Below are 13,424 nucleotides of genomic sequence, written 5' to 3'. Positions count from 1 at the left end.
GGGCGCAGGCAGCGCCACCGAGCTCTCACCGGAGCATCATGATCCCCGCGCCCTAAACCCAGGAGGACGGAGATGAGACGTCCATGAGGCTCTCATCGCCATCTCACCAGCGTCCCTACAGTGGAACCGTGCGCGTGTTGATGGTCGAGGACGAGGCGAAGCTCGCACGTCTGGTCGCTCGTGGCCTGACGGAGCGTGGCGACCTCGTCACCATCGCCGCGACCGGCGAGGCGGCACTGGCGGCCGCGGTCGATGCCGGCTACGACGTCATCCTCCTGGATGTGGCGCTGCCCGACATGAGCGGCTTCGACGTGTGCCGTCGACTCCGCCACGACCACGTGTGGACGCCCGTCCTGATGCTGACCGCCCGGACCTCCGTCGCAGACCGGATCACGGGCCTGGACAGCGGTGCCGACGACTACCTGGGCAAGCCGTTCGCCTTCGAGGAGCTGCTCGCCAGGATGCGCGCTCTCGCCCGCCGCGGTCCGGTCCCGCGGCCGACGGTGCTCGAGGTCGGAGACCTGCAGCTCGATCCGGGCTCGCGCCAGGTGCGGCGCGGTGACGTCACCATCGACCTGTCCGCGCGTGAGTTCGCCCTGCTCGAGGCGCTGATGCGACGCCCTGAGCAAGCGGTCACCCGCGAGACGCTCCTGGCCCATGCCTGGGGAGTCAGTCACGAGACCTCGTCCAACGTGGTCGATGTCTACGTGGGTTACCTGCGGGAGAAGATCGACCGCCCCTTCGGCGTCCAGTCGCTGCGCACGGTGCGAGGCATGGGATACCGGGTGACCGGAGATCTCGGTGCCTAGCCCGTCGTGGTCGCTCCGCGCCAGGGTCGCCGTCGCGTTCCTGGTGACGACCGCGCTCGCGATGCTGGCGCTCGGGCTCTTCGTCCAGTGGCGGGTGCAGGACACGCTCGAGGAGGGGCTGCGTGACCAGCTGGAGACCGAGATGGACCGCCTGCTCGCTGTGCCCCCGGCGGAGCGGACCCGGGCCGTGGCGGGGCTGGCCGGTGAGATCCACGGCCAGCTGCTGTCCGGTGATGGCTCCGTCGTGGCCACGTCGCCCAGCATCCGCGGTCGCATGGTCGACCCTGCCGGGGCCCGCGCGGGATACGCCGAGGCTCACGTCCTGGTGCTGGACGACCTCGAGGTGGGCAGCGACGACGGTGCCGCGGCGGACCTCAACACCGAGGACGAGCTGTCGATCGTCCTCGTGCAGGAGGTGGGCGACCAGGTGCTGGCCGTGTCGATCGGCCGGGAGGACGCCGACGACGCGGTCCGGGCCGTGCGCGCCCAGCTCGCGCTCAGCGGGCCGGTGGCGCTGCTGCTGGCCGGGGGTCTCGGCTATCTCGTCGCCGGGTTCGGGCTTCGTCCCATCGAGCGGATGCGAGCGCACGCCGCGACCATTTCCTCACGCAACGCCGGGGAGCGGCTCCCGGTGCCCCCCACCACCGAGCTGCGCCGGCTGGCGCTCACCCTGAACGCGATGCTCGACCGGCTCGACGACGGCCTGGCGCGCGAACGACGGTTCGCCGCGGACGCCAGTCATGAGCTGCGGACGCCGCTGGCCCTGCTGCTCACCGAGGTAGAGCTGGCCCTCGCCGCCCCTCGGTCCCAACAGGAGCTCCTTGACGCGCTCCGCTCGGCCGAGCACGAGGTGCGCCGCCTCATCACGCTCAGCGAGGACCTGCTCGCGCTGGCCGGCGCCGACGCCGGTCATCTCCAGGTGCACGCCGAGGTGGTCGACCTCGCGGAGCTGGCCGCCGACGTCGTACGCCGGTTCGGCCCGATCGCCGCCGCCGCCAACCGGTCGGTGTCGATGACGGGCGACGAGGTCGTGCTCGTGAACGGCGGCCCGGACCACCTGCGCCGCATCGTCTCCAACCTGGTCGACAACGCACTGCGACACGGCGCCGGTGACGTCGAGGTCCACGTCAGTGGTGGCCCCGATGCGGTCGCGGAGGTGAGCGACTCCGGTGCCGGGTTCCACGAGGAGCGACCGTTCGAGCGCTTCGCGGCCAGTCATGGCTCCGTCGGACTCGGGCTCCCGATCGTGGACGAGATCGTGCGAGCCCACGGCGGCGAGATCGCGATCCTCCGTGAGCACGAGCGCACCGTCGTGCGCGTCACCCTCCCTCGCTGAACCCGACTGCGAGGCGGTCACGGGCCGGACCTTGCCGTCCTACCCGAGCTGAGCCCGTCCGTCGGAGGTCAGGCCGTCCGTCGGAGGTCAGGCCGGACGGAAGGAGTCGTGCGCGTCTCGGGCGGCGTGCTTGATCATGACGTGCTGGGTGACGGTGTACTCCAGGACCGCCTCGTGGCTCATGTCCTTGCCGAAGCCGCTGCCCTTGACGCCGCCGTGCGGGGCCTCGGAGGCGACCGGGAGGTGGTCGTTGACCCAGGTGACGCCGGCCTCGATCCGGTGCGCGACGCGCAGCGCCCTGCCGATGTCGACCGTCCACACCGATGACGCCAGGCCGTAGTCGCTGTCGTTGGCCAGCGCCACGGCCTCGTCCTCGGAGGCGAAGGTGCCGAGCACCAGGACCGGCCCGAAGACCTCCTGCTGGACGATCTCGGCGTCCTGCGCGGCGCCGCGCAGCAGCGTCGGCGGGTAGTAGCCGCCCGGGCCCTCGGGCAGCTCGCCGCCCGTGAGCAGCTCGGCGCCGGCCTCGACGGCACGCGTGACGAAGCCGTGCACGCGGTCGCGGTGCTCGACCGAGACCAGCGGGCCGATGTCGGTGGCGGGGTCGTGCGGGTCGCCCCAGGTGACCGCGGCCATCCGCTCGGTCAGCAACCGCGCCAGCTCCTCGGCGACGCTCGCCTCGACGTAGACCCGCGTGGCGGCGGTGCAGTCCTGACCGGTGTTGTACGTCGACGCCATGGTCAGCGCACCCGCAGCACCCTCGAGATCGGCATCGGCGAACACCAGGGCCGGCGCCTTGCCGCCCAGCTCGAGGTGCACGCGCTTGGTGGTCGCGGAGGCGGTCTCCATGACCGCGCGACCCGCTCCGGGTGAGCCGGTCACCGACACCATCGCGACCCGCGGGTCGGCGACCAGCGCCTGACCGACGTCGGCACCACCCGTGACGACGTTGAGCACGCCGGCCGGGAGACCGGCGCGAGCGGCGAGCTCCGCCAGCCGGAGCGTCGTGCGCGGGGTCTGGGGAGCGGGCTTGAGCACCATCGTGTTGCCGGCGGCCAGGGCCGGCCCCATCTTCCAGATGGCCATCACCAGCGGGAAGTTCCACGGCGCGATGCCGGCGACGACACCGAGCGGACGACGGACCAGCATCGAGGTGAAGCCCTCGCTGAGCACGCCGGCTCCGGTGCCCTCCAGCGAGCGCGCGGAGCCGGCGAAGAAGCGCAGGTTGTCGGCGGCGAACGGCAGCTCACCGTCGCGGAAGACCGGCACCGGCTTGCCGGTCTCGGCCACCTCCATCGCGGTCAGCGCGTCGGCGTCGTCCTCGAGCAGGTCGGCCAGCCGGAGCAGCACGCGCGCCCGCTCCCCTGCCGTGCGCGCCGACCAGGCCGGGAACGCCGCCGCCGCCGCATCGACCGCGGCACGGACGTCGTCGACCGAGCTCTGCGCGACGACGCAGATCTCGGCGCCGCTGGCCGGGTCGATCAGGGTCGTGGGCAGGCCGTTGCCGGGACGGCTGGTGCCGTCGAGGTGCAGGCCGGGGGTCTGGGTCATGAGGATCCTTTAGGAGTTGAAGCCGACACCGAAGCGGTCCATCGTGCGCAGCAACGCACCACGGTGACCGCTGCGGTCCTCGCGGGCGAGGGCCACGCGCGCGGCCTGGACGGCGGTCCACCGGAAGGGCTCCGGCGGGAAGGGCACGGGACGGCGACTCACCAGGCTGACGGCGGTCCGCTCGGTCTCCCGGCCCGCGAGCAGGTCGAGCGCGACGCGGGCGCCGAAGCGCGACGAGGCCACCCCCAGACCGGTGTAGCCGACGGCGTAGGCCACGCGACCGGCGTAGGCCGTGCCGAAGACGGGCGTGAAGCGCGAGGTCGTGTCGATGATGCCGGCCCAGCGGTGCGTCATCCGCACGTCGGCGAGCTGCGGGAAGGTGGCGTAGAACTGCTCGGCGAGCAGCCGGTGCGAGGCCTCGCGCTGCTCGCGCCGGGCCTGGGTGCCGTTGCCGTAGTAGTAGACGGCGTCGTAGCCGCCCCACAGGATCCGGTCGTCGGCGGTGCGCCGGTAGTAGTGGAACTGGTTGCCCGCGTCGGTCAGCCCCTGCCCCTGCGACCACCCGATCGCGTCGAGCTGGTCGGTGGTCAGCGGCGCGGTGGCCAGCACGTGGTCCCAGACGGGCAGCACGTAGGCACGGATGCGTCGCAGCAGCGGCGGGAACGCGTTGGTCGCGAGCACCACCTGGCGTGCCCGGACCACACCGTGGGGGGTGTGCACTGCGATCCGGTCGCCGTCGCGCTCGAGAGCGGTCACCGGCGACTCCTCGTGCAGGACCGCACCCTTCCGCATTGCGACGTCGCGCAGCCCGGTCGTCAGCCCCCACGGGTCGACGAGGCCGCCGCCGGTGGTGCGGACCCCGGCGAGGTACGACGGCGAGTGGACGTCGGCGCGCAGCTCCTCGGCGCTCAGGTAGGTCGACGCCTCGCCGTGCCGGAGGTTGCGCTCGTGTGCCGCGCGGAGGGCGGCGACCTCGTGGGGCCGCGTCGCGATCGCGGTCTTGCCGCAGAGCCGGAGGTCGGCGTCGATCTTCTCGCGGTCGACGAAGTCGTCGATCTCCGCGACGTTGGCGCGGCCGAGGCGCAGCAGCTCGGACAGCTCGGAGGGCCAGGTGGCGAGGCCGTGCGCGAGCCCGTGGGTCAGCGACTCGGCGAGGAAGCCACCGTTGCGGCCGGACGCGCCGGAGCCCACGTGGGAGCCCTCGAGGACGACGACGTCGCGGCCGGGGTCCTCCTCGAGCGCGTGGATGGCGGCCCACAGACCGGTCAGGCCGGCACCGACCACGACGAGGTCGGCGGTCCGCTCACCCGGGAGGGGCTCGCTGACCGGGCCGGTGTCCCGGCCCTCCCACCAGACCGGCAGGGGGCGGGCGTCGGAGAGGAGGTCGCTCACGCGAGTCCCTCCCCGACGACGACCGAGTGGTCCCAGACCAGCCCGACCTCGGTGCCGCGGACCGCCGCGGTCGCGCCGGGCTCGCAGACCAGGAAGGGCTTCGCGAGGGTGGACACCTCGACCGCGACGGTCGACGTGCCGCCCTGGAACTGCGTGTCGAGGACGGTCCCGGACAGCGTGCCCTCGCCGGGCGTCACGAGCCGGGCGTCCTCGGGGCGCACCATCAGCCGCTCGCGGTCGGAGGGGCCGGCGAGCAGGTTGCTGGTGCCGATGAAGTCGGCGACGAAGAGGTTGGCGGGGTGGCGGTAGAGCTCGAGCGGGGACGCGACCTGCTGCACGCGGCCCTCGGCGAGGACGGCGATCCGGTCAGCCATCGACATCGCCTCCTCCTGGTCGTGGGTGACCACGACGAAGGTGATGCCGACCTCGTGCTGGAGCCGCTTGAGCTCCAGCTGCATCTCGGCGCGGACCTTGCGGTCCAGGGCCGAGAGCGGCTCGTCGAGCAGCAGCAGCCGCGGCCGCTTCACGATCGCGCGGGCGAGCGCGACCCGCTGGCGCTGCCCGCCCGAGAGCTGCGCCGGACGCCGGTCGGCCATGGTCTGCAGGCCGACGGTGTCCAGCACCTCTGCGACCCGCTGCGTGACCTCGGCCTTCGGCAGCTTCTCGCGCTTCAACCCGTAGGCGACGTTGGAGGCGACCGAGAGGTGCGGGAAGAGCGCATAGGACTGGAACATCAGGTTGACCGGCCGCTTGTTCGGCGGCAGGGCCAGCAGGTCGCGGCCGCCGAGCAGGATCGCCCCGCTGTCGGGGTGCTCGAAGCCCGCGATGGAGCGCAGCAGCGTCGTCTTGCCGCAGCCCGAGGGGCCGAGCAGCGCGAAGAACTCGTTCTCCGCGATCGTCAGCGAGACCGAGTCGAGCGCCCGGACGTGACCGAAGGACCGGCTCGCCTCGCGCACCTCCAGCAGGACCCCAGGGGTGGTGGACTGCGTCATGACTTCTCCGTTCTGCGGACCGCTCGCGCGGCCACGACGACCACGGTGACGCTGATGAGCACCAGCACGGTCGCGAGGGCGTTGATCTCGGGCGTGACGCCGGTGCGCACCATCGCGTAGACGGTGATCGGCAGGGTCTCGGTGGTCGGGCCGGCGGTGAAGTAGGCGATCACGAACTCGTCGAGCGAGAGCGTGAAGACCAGCAACGCACCCGCGACGACCGCGGGGGCGATCGAGGGCAGGGTGACGAGCACGAACGTGGAGAACCCCCCGGCGCCCAGGTCGCGCGAGGCCTCCTCGAGGGCGGCGTCGGAGCCGGCGAGCCGGGCGCGGACGACGGCGACGACGAAGGCCGTGCCGAACGCCGCGTGGGCGAGCAGGATCGTCAGCGCGCTCTTGGGGATGCCGGCCATGTAGAAGAAGGCCAGCAGCCCGATCGCGAGCACCAGGTCGGGCAGGATCGCCGGGGCCATCGCGGCCGCCTCCAGCATCTTCGACCGGGTGTGGCGGGCCAGGCCGACCGCGAGCAGCGTGCCGAGCACGGTCGCGATCGCGGTGGCTCCGGTCGCGATGCCCAGCGAGGTCACGACGGCCTCGATGAGGTCGCTGTCGCGGGCCAGCTCGGCGTACCAGCGGAAGCTGAAGCCGTCCCAGCGGTAGGCCGAGCCGCCGCCGTTGAACGACATCGCGACGAGCACCAGGATCGGGAGGTAGAGGAAGAGCGCGCAGAGGCCCAGCGGCAGCCACAGCCACCCCAGGCCCGTACGCCGTCCGGCGGCACGTCCGGCGGCACGGCCGGCGGTCCGGCTAGGCACGGGCACCACCCTCGACGCGCCGCGTGACCCACGCCTGGCCCAGGAAGAGCAGCACCAGCAGGACCACGACCATCATCGCGAGCACCGACCCGAACGGCCAGTCCTGCGCCTTGAGGAACTGGTCGCGGATCAGGTTGCCGACCATCACGGTCTTGCCGCCGCCGAGCAGCTCGGGCACCACGAAGTTGCCCAGGCTCGGGACGAACACCAGGATCGAGCCGGTCACGACGCCGGGCAGGGTGAGCGGCAGCTGGACGCCCAGGAAGGTCCGCACGCGCCCGGCACCGAGGTCGGTCGAGGCCTCGAGCAGCTCGTCGTCGATCTTCTCGATCGCTGCGTAGAGCGGCAGGATCATCAGCGGCAGGTAGGAGTAGACGAGGCCGACGACCACCGCGCCGGGCGTGTAGAGCAGGGTGAAGCGCTCGTCGACGACGCCGAGGCCGACCAGCACGTCGTTGAGCACGCCCTGGCTGTTGAGCAGCACGATCCAGGCATAGACCCGGATCAGGAAGTTGGTCCAGAAGGGCACCACGACCAGCACCAGCGCGACCGTGCGCCAGCGTGGCGGCAGCTTCGCGATCGCGTACGCCGTGGGGTAGCCGATGGCGAGCGAGATCACCGTCGCGACCAGGGCGAGCCCGAGCGACTCGCGGAAGACCTCGAGGTAGACCGAGTCGGTGACGCGGGAGAAGTTGTCGAGGCTGAGCTCCCACTCGACGCCACCGAAGCGGCCCCGGCGGGCGAACATGTAGCCCGTGACGAGACCCACCGGCACGCCGACCAGGACGGCGTAGAAGAGCAGCCCGGGACCCAGCAGCACGGCGGGCTCGACGCCGCGGCGCAACCGCGCCCCGAGCCCGCCGTGCGACCTGGTGGGCATCAGGAGGCCGTGACCTCGGTGATGATCTGGTTGTAGATCGCGGCTGCGTCGTCGCCGACGTCGGTCATGTTCTCGCCGGAGAGCATCTCCTCGCGACGCGACCCGAGCAGGTCGTAGGTCTCGGTCAGCTCAGCCGGGACCTCGGCCAGGGCGGCCTCGTTGGGGATGTTGTAGAGGATGTTCTCCTCGACCCAGGCATGCGTCTTGGCGTCCAGGATCGTGTCGATGAAGGCATAGGCGGCCTCCTTGTTCTCCGAGGACTTCAGCACCGCGATGCCGTCGCTCCACAGGTCGGAGCCCTCCTCGGGCACGACGAACTCGATGCGGTCGTCCTCGGCGATGCCGTAGTTGCACCAGCCGTCCCAGGCCTGGACCATCGTGGCCTCGCCGCTGATGAGCCGCTCGTAGAACGTCGTGTCGTCGTAGGCCAGCAGGTCGGGCTTGGCCGCGACCATCAGGTCCTTGGCCTCGTTGAGCTCGCCCTCGTCCGTGGTGTTGACGGAGTAGCCCAGGGCCTTCAGCGCCGGCAGCATCGCCCAGCGCTCGGTGCCCATCATGGTCACCTTGCCCTTGTTGGCCTCCGACGGCTCGAGCAGGTCGTACCAGCTGGTCGGGGCCGCGTCGACGAGGTCGGAGCGGTAGCAGATCCCGGTGGTTCCCCACGTGTACGGCGCCCAGTAGGCGGCGCCGTCGACCTCGGCCGTGTCGACGGCCGCGGGGTCCAGGTTGCCCCAGTTGTCGAGGAAGTCGGTGTCGAGCGGCTCGAGCATGCCGGCCTTCGCGAGCGCCTCGAGGTAGGGCTGCGAGCCGAAGACCACGTCGAGTCCCTCGCCGCCGGAGCCGGTCACCTTGGCGACCATGTCCTCGTTGGTCGCGTGCGAGGTGACCTCGACGGTGGCGCCGGTCCGCTCCTTGACGACCTCGGCGATGTCGTCGGGCATGTAGGCCTCCCAGTTGGAGACCACGATGGTCTGCTCGGTGAGGTCGGCGTCCGGGTCGAGCGCGCTCGGCTCGGCGGAGGTGGTGTCGTCCCCGCCGCAGCCGGCGAGGACGAGAGTCAGGGCGGTCCCGAGAACGGCCGCGGCCGCGGCGCGGCGTGGACGGCGGATGCTGGTGTTCATGGCTCTCTCCGGTCTCGGGCGCGGGGCCCGGCAACATGATCAGACCCGTGCGGGTCGCCTTGACGCAGAATCTTGCATCAAAGTTCAGGATTGGCAATGGGTGAAACACGATCGTTCGACACCGAAATGCCACATTCACTGAAGGGCTCTTCAAATTCGCCGGCGGACCTGGCAGAGTCCTCCCGACATCACCCAGACCCACCAGGAGTGCGATGACCGTCGGCCGCAAGCAGCGTCGCGAAAGACTCCTGGCCGCTGCCCAGAAGGCGGTCGCCGAGCACGGCGCCGACGTGCGCCTCAAGGACGTCGCGCAGGTCGCCGGTCTCACCTCGGGCGCGATCCTCTACCACTTCCCCGACATCCAGACGCTGCTCGTCGAGGCCAACCGCGCCGGCATGGAGCGCTTCTACGACCAGCGGCTCAAGGCCATCAGTGGGTCCATCACCCCCGACCGCAAGCTGGTCGTCACCATCGCCTCGGGCCTGCCGCGCGACTCCGAGGACGAGGCGGTGCGGCTGCTCTGCGAGCTCGGCGGCGCCGCCGGTCGCTACCCGCGCTACGCCGCCATGCTGACCTCGCTCTACGACCGCCAGGTCGCGATGTACCAGGTGCTCCTCGAGGACGGCGCCGCCTCCGGCGTCTTCACGCTCGCCCAGCCCTCGCAGACGGTGGCGCGCAACATCGTCGCGCTCGAGGACGCCTACGGCTATCGGATGGTGGCGCGCCACTCCACCATCGACCACGCCGCCGCGACCCAGCTGATCCTCGACTACGCCCGGCTCGCCACCGGCCACCTCCTCGACCAGCCCGACCCCGTCGGCCTCGACCACACCGTCCCCGACGCAGGAGTGCCCGCATGACCCAGCTGACCGTGCTGTTCCTCCCCGAGTCCGCCCACGGGCCGACCAACCAGTGCATCGGGCTGGGCGACCTGCTGCTCGAGCGCGGCCACCGCGTGGTCTTCGCCGCCGAGTCGTCGTGGGCCGACAAGCTCGCGCCGCTGGGCTTCGAGGAGCGGCTGGTCGACCTGGCCGCTCCCGACCTCGACCCCGACGCCGACGCCGACGCTGGCTCCGATGCTGGGGAGGAGGACCCGGGCCAGTTCTGGACCGACTTCATCGCCGAGACCGCCCCGGAGTTCCGCAAGAGCACGACCGAGCAGCTCGAGTCGTTCGTGCGACCGACCTACGAGGCGCTCATCGACGGCGCCAAGTACGCCGAGCCGGCCCTCAGGGCGATCCTCGCCGACGTACGCCCCGACGTCGTCGTGGAGGACAACGTCGTGCTCTTCCCGGCGCTGACGACCAGTGGCGCGCCGTTCGTGCGCATCGTCTCGTGCAACCCCCTCGAGGTCCCCGGCCCCGGGGTCGCCCCCGGCCTCTCGGGCCTCGCGCAGGCCGACCCGGCCGCCTGGGCTCCCTACCGCGACGAGCTCGAGCGCACCCACCGCGAGGTGTGGGAGTCGTTCGACGCCTGGGTCGTCGAGCAGGGCGCCGCGCCGCTGCCCGACCTGGAGTTCATGCCGCGCGACAACGCCGCCAACCTCTACGTCTTCCCCGAGGAGGCCGACTACGTCACCGAGCGGCCGCTCGACGGCTCGTGGACCCGGATGGACTCCAGCGTGCGCCGCACCGACGAGGAGTACGCCGTGCCCCCCGAGGTCGCCGACCGCCCCGCGGGCAGCGGGCTCATCTACCTCTCGCTCGGCTCGCTCGGCGGCGCCGACGTCGAGCTGATGCAGCGCCTGGTCGAGGTGCTCGGGCGCAGCCCCCACCGCTTCATCGTCAGCAAGGGCCCGCAGGCCGACCTCATCACGCTGGCCGACAACATGGTCGGTGCGCAGACGCTGCCGCAGACCAAGGTCATCCCGCAGGTCGACCTGGTCATCACCCACGGCGGCAACAACACCACCACCGAGGCGCTGCACTTCGGCAAGCCGATGGTCCTGCTGCCACTCTTCTGGGACCAGTACGACAACGCACAGCGCATGGACGAGCTCGGCTTCGGCGTGCGTCTCTCGACCTACGGCTTCGCCGACGAGGAGCTGACCGGCGCGATCGACCGGGTCCTCGCCGACACCACGCTGCGCGACTCGATGGCCGCGCTGGGTGAGCGGATCCGCGCGCGTGACGGCCTCAGGGTCGGCGCCGACGTCATCGAGCGGGTCGGGCTCGAGCACGTCGCGTCACGCGCGTGATCGTCCTCGACCGGCTGGCGCTCGCGCCGGGACTGGTCCTCCTCGTCACCGACGAGGGCGACGGTCTCCCCCGGCCGGTGCCGTGGTCGGTCGACGCCGACCGCCGGGCCGTGAGCGGGGACGGCGCGGCCACCGCGCTGGTCGGCCTGCTCGGTGCGGGCTCCCGGACGATCGGGGCATTCCGGATCACCGCGTGGCAGCACACGACGGTCGTGGGCGAGCGCTCCTTCGGCGTCGACCAGACCAACGAGTCGGTGGTCGTCGGAGAGCAGGCGGTGGTCAAGTGGCTCCGCGCCGCCGAGCCCGGGCCGCACCCGGGGACGGCGGTGCTGGACGCGCTCCAACGCCACCACTTCGACGGCATGCCGGCGCCGTGGGGGCTACTGGAGTGGACCGCGCCCGGGGACGACGAACCGCGGCTGCTGGCGACGGTCGACACCCTGCTGGCCGGCGCGACCGACGGCTGGACGTGGGCGGTCGACGACCTTCGTGAGGCGGTCATCTCGGGCTCCCCCGAGGTGGTCCGCGAGACCGGTCACCGGCTCGGCGACCTCGTCGGGCGCCTGCACGCCGCCCTGGCCGAGGACGGCGTCAGCGCGGCGACCGCGGACGACGTGGCCGGGTGGGAGGCCGGCGCCGACCGCGACCTGGAGCATGCGCTGGCGGTCACCACCGGCGAGGCCCGCGCGATCCTGGCGGCCTACGCCGCGGAGGTCCGTGCGGCCACCAGGGTGCCCGCGGGTGCGGTCGGGTCGAGTCTGGTCCGCGTGCACGGCGACCTGCACGTGGGACAGGTGCTGCGCGCGGGCGCCGGCCCGGCGGCGGCGTACGTGGTCACGGACTTCGACGGCAACCCCGTCGTGCCCCCGGGCGAGCGGCTGCTCCCCCAGCCGCCCGCGCTCGACGTCGCCGGGCTGGTGCAGTCGGTGCGGCACGCGGCGCTGGTGCTGCGCCGTCACGAGCCGCACCACGACCTCGCCGCGGTCACGGCCGCGGCCGAGATGTGCGAGGCGGCCTTCCTGACGACCTACGCCGTCACCGTCACCTCCCTCGGCCACCCCGGGCTGGTGCAGCCCGACCTCGTGCGCGGCTTCCGGCTGCGGCAGGTGTGCCGCGAGTTCAGCTATGCCGCGGTGCACCTGCCGCGCTGGTCCTACGTCCCCGAGGCGGCGCTGCCCGCGCTGCTCGCGCCGCCGTCCCCCACGGAGCCCTCATGAACCCGTCGGCCTTCCTCGCCGACCTGCAGCAGAAGCCCGCGGCCCTGCGTGCCCTCGTCGCCGTGCTCAGCAGCGGCGACCCGTGGGCCGGGCTGGGCTTCGCGCCCTCCCGGGTCGTCCTGATCGGCATGGGCTCGTCGGCGTACGCCGCCTCCGTGGCCGCCGCACGCCTGCGCGCCCGCGGCCTGGTCGCCGTCGCCGAGCTGGCCAGCAGCGACCTGCTGCCGGCCTGGGGCGAGGGCACCCTGGTGGTCGCGATCTCGGCCGGCGGTGGCTCGGTCGAGACCCTCGACGCGCTGCGCCGCGTGCACCCCGACGCGACCGTCGTGGCCCTGACCAACACCGCGACCTCCGAGCTGGCCTCGCGTTGCTCGCTGGTCGTGCAGATGCAGGCCGGCGTCGAGGAGGGCGGCGTCGCCTGCCGGTCCTTCCAGCACACGCTCGTCCTGCTGCTCGCCCTCGAGGCGCACCTGACCGGCGACTCCCTCGACCCGCTCGCCCCGCTCGTGGCGACCGTCCTCGCCTCGGCCGATGCGACCGAGCACCTGCTCGCCACGGAGCCGTCCTGGCTGCCGGAGGTGACCCACCTGCTCGACGGTCCCTCGGGCGCCCATGTCGTCGCCCCCGCCCGTCGGCTGTCCTCGGCCCAGCAGTCGGCGCTGATGCTGCGCGAGGGCCCTCGCCGAGCGGCCGTCGCCTGCGAGGCCGGCGACTGGGCGCACGTGGACGTCTACCTCACGAAGAACACCGACTACCGGCTGCTCTCCTTCGCCGGCTCCGCCTGGGACGCCGGCATCCTCGAGTGGACCCTCTCCCGCTCGACCGTCGTCGTCTCGGTCGGCGGCGACCTCGAAGGCGTGTCCTTCACCCTGCGCTACCCCGGCGACCACCACGACGACGTACGCCTGCTCACCGAGGTGGTCGTCGCCGAGCTCGTCGCCGCCCGCCTCTGGCTGACCCCCTGAGCCGAGTCGGCGCGATGTCGCAAGATCGCGACGATCAGCGAGCAAGCAGCTGTCGCGCCATCACGATCCGCTGCACCTGGTTGGTGCCTTCGTAACTACCCAACAACACCTTCTAAACTACATAATCGGACTTCCGGTTAGTATGTTTT

At 72.1% G+C, this 13,424-nt stretch carries 12 protein-coding genes; 6 read left to right on the top strand and 6 right to left on the bottom strand.

Going from position 1 to position 13,424, the window contains the following annotated elements; translation table 11 throughout:
- Positions 1-128 precede the first annotated feature (128 nt).
- Positions 129-809: a response regulator transcription factor gene (locus BM204_RS18995; protein WP_218031316.1), complete on the top strand. Its 681-nt coding sequence runs from the start codon at positions 129-131 to the stop codon at positions 807-809.
- A complete protein-coding gene (locus BM204_RS18990; protein ID WP_091116694.1) occupies positions 802-2,145 on the top strand; it encodes an ATP-binding protein in 1,344 nt (447 codons plus the stop codon). The genes BM204_RS18995 and BM204_RS18990 overlap by 8 nt, the downstream gene beginning before the upstream one ends.
- An 87-nt stretch (positions 2,146-2,232) precedes the next feature.
- Here BM204_RS18990 and BM204_RS18985 read toward each other — a convergent pair whose 3' ends face one another.
- The 6 genes from BM204_RS18985 to BM204_RS18960 are packed head-to-tail and all read right to left on the bottom strand — an operon-like array spanning position 2,233 to position 8,896.
- The gene (locus BM204_RS18985) at positions 2,233-3,696 is read right to left on the bottom strand and encodes an aminobutyraldehyde dehydrogenase (protein ID WP_091116691.1); all 1,464 of its coding nucleotides are present in this window, start codon (positions 3,694-3,696) and stop codon (positions 2,233-2,235) included.
- 9 nt (positions 3,697-3,705) lie between these two features.
- Positions 3,706-5,088, bottom strand: coding sequence for an NAD(P)/FAD-dependent oxidoreductase (locus BM204_RS18980; protein ID WP_091116689.1), 1,383 nt, complete (start codon positions 5,086-5,088; stop codon positions 3,706-3,708).
- Positions 5,085-6,080, bottom strand: a complete 996-nt coding sequence (locus tag BM204_RS18975; protein WP_091116687.1) for an ABC transporter ATP-binding protein — start codon at positions 6,078-6,080, stop codon at positions 5,085-5,087. Before BM204_RS18975 ends, BM204_RS18980 begins: the two co-directional genes overlap by 4 nt.
- Complete coding sequence (locus BM204_RS18970) at positions 6,077-6,895, bottom strand: ABC transporter permease (protein ID WP_218031315.1); 819 nt, start codon at positions 6,893-6,895, stop codon at positions 6,077-6,079. Before BM204_RS18970 ends, BM204_RS18975 begins: the two co-directional genes overlap by 4 nt.
- Positions 6,888-7,775: an ABC transporter permease gene (locus tag BM204_RS18965; RefSeq protein ID WP_218031314.1), complete on the bottom strand. Its 888-nt coding sequence runs from the start codon at positions 7,773-7,775 to the stop codon at positions 6,888-6,890. The genes BM204_RS18970 and BM204_RS18965 overlap by 8 nt, the downstream gene beginning before the upstream one ends.
- Positions 7,775-8,896, bottom strand: a complete 1,122-nt coding sequence (locus BM204_RS18960; protein WP_091116684.1) for a polyamine ABC transporter substrate-binding protein — start codon at positions 8,894-8,896, stop codon at positions 7,775-7,777. The genes BM204_RS18965 and BM204_RS18960 overlap by 1 nt, the downstream gene beginning before the upstream one ends.
- 212 nt (positions 8,897-9,108) lie before the next feature.
- On the opposite strand from BM204_RS18960, the gene BM204_RS18955 reads away from it, so the two are divergent.
- The 4 genes from BM204_RS18955 to BM204_RS18940 are packed head-to-tail and all read left to right on the top strand — an operon-like array spanning position 9,109 to position 13,275.
- The gene (locus BM204_RS18955) at positions 9,109-9,756 is read left to right on the top strand and encodes a TetR/AcrR family transcriptional regulator (RefSeq protein WP_091116683.1); all 648 of its coding nucleotides are present in this window, start codon (positions 9,109-9,111) and stop codon (positions 9,754-9,756) included.
- A complete protein-coding gene (locus tag BM204_RS18950; RefSeq protein WP_091116681.1) occupies positions 9,753-11,093 on the top strand; it encodes a glycosyltransferase in 1,341 nt (446 codons plus the stop codon). The genes BM204_RS18955 and BM204_RS18950 overlap by 4 nt, the downstream gene beginning before the upstream one ends.
- Positions 11,090-12,310 carry a phosphotransferase gene (locus tag BM204_RS18945; protein ID WP_091116679.1) on the top strand — a complete coding sequence of 407 codons (1,221 nt, stop codon included), beginning with the start codon at positions 11,090-11,092 and terminating at the stop codon, positions 12,308-12,310. The genes BM204_RS18950 and BM204_RS18945 overlap by 4 nt, the downstream gene beginning before the upstream one ends.
- Positions 12,307-13,275, top strand: coding sequence for an SIS domain-containing protein (locus BM204_RS18940; RefSeq protein WP_091116677.1), 969 nt, complete (start codon positions 12,307-12,309; stop codon positions 13,273-13,275). Before BM204_RS18945 ends, BM204_RS18940 begins: the two co-directional genes overlap by 4 nt.
- Positions 13,276-13,424: the final 149 nt, after the last annotated feature.

The sequence above is a fragment of the Nocardioides psychrotolerans genome (genome assembly GCF_900113685.1).
Classification (GTDB): domain Bacteria; phylum Actinomycetota; class Actinomycetes; order Propionibacteriales; family Nocardioidaceae; genus Nocardioides; species Nocardioides psychrotolerans.
The sequence above is the reverse complement of the archived record's forward strand: the minus strand, read 5'-3'. Positions and strand labels throughout refer to the sequence as shown.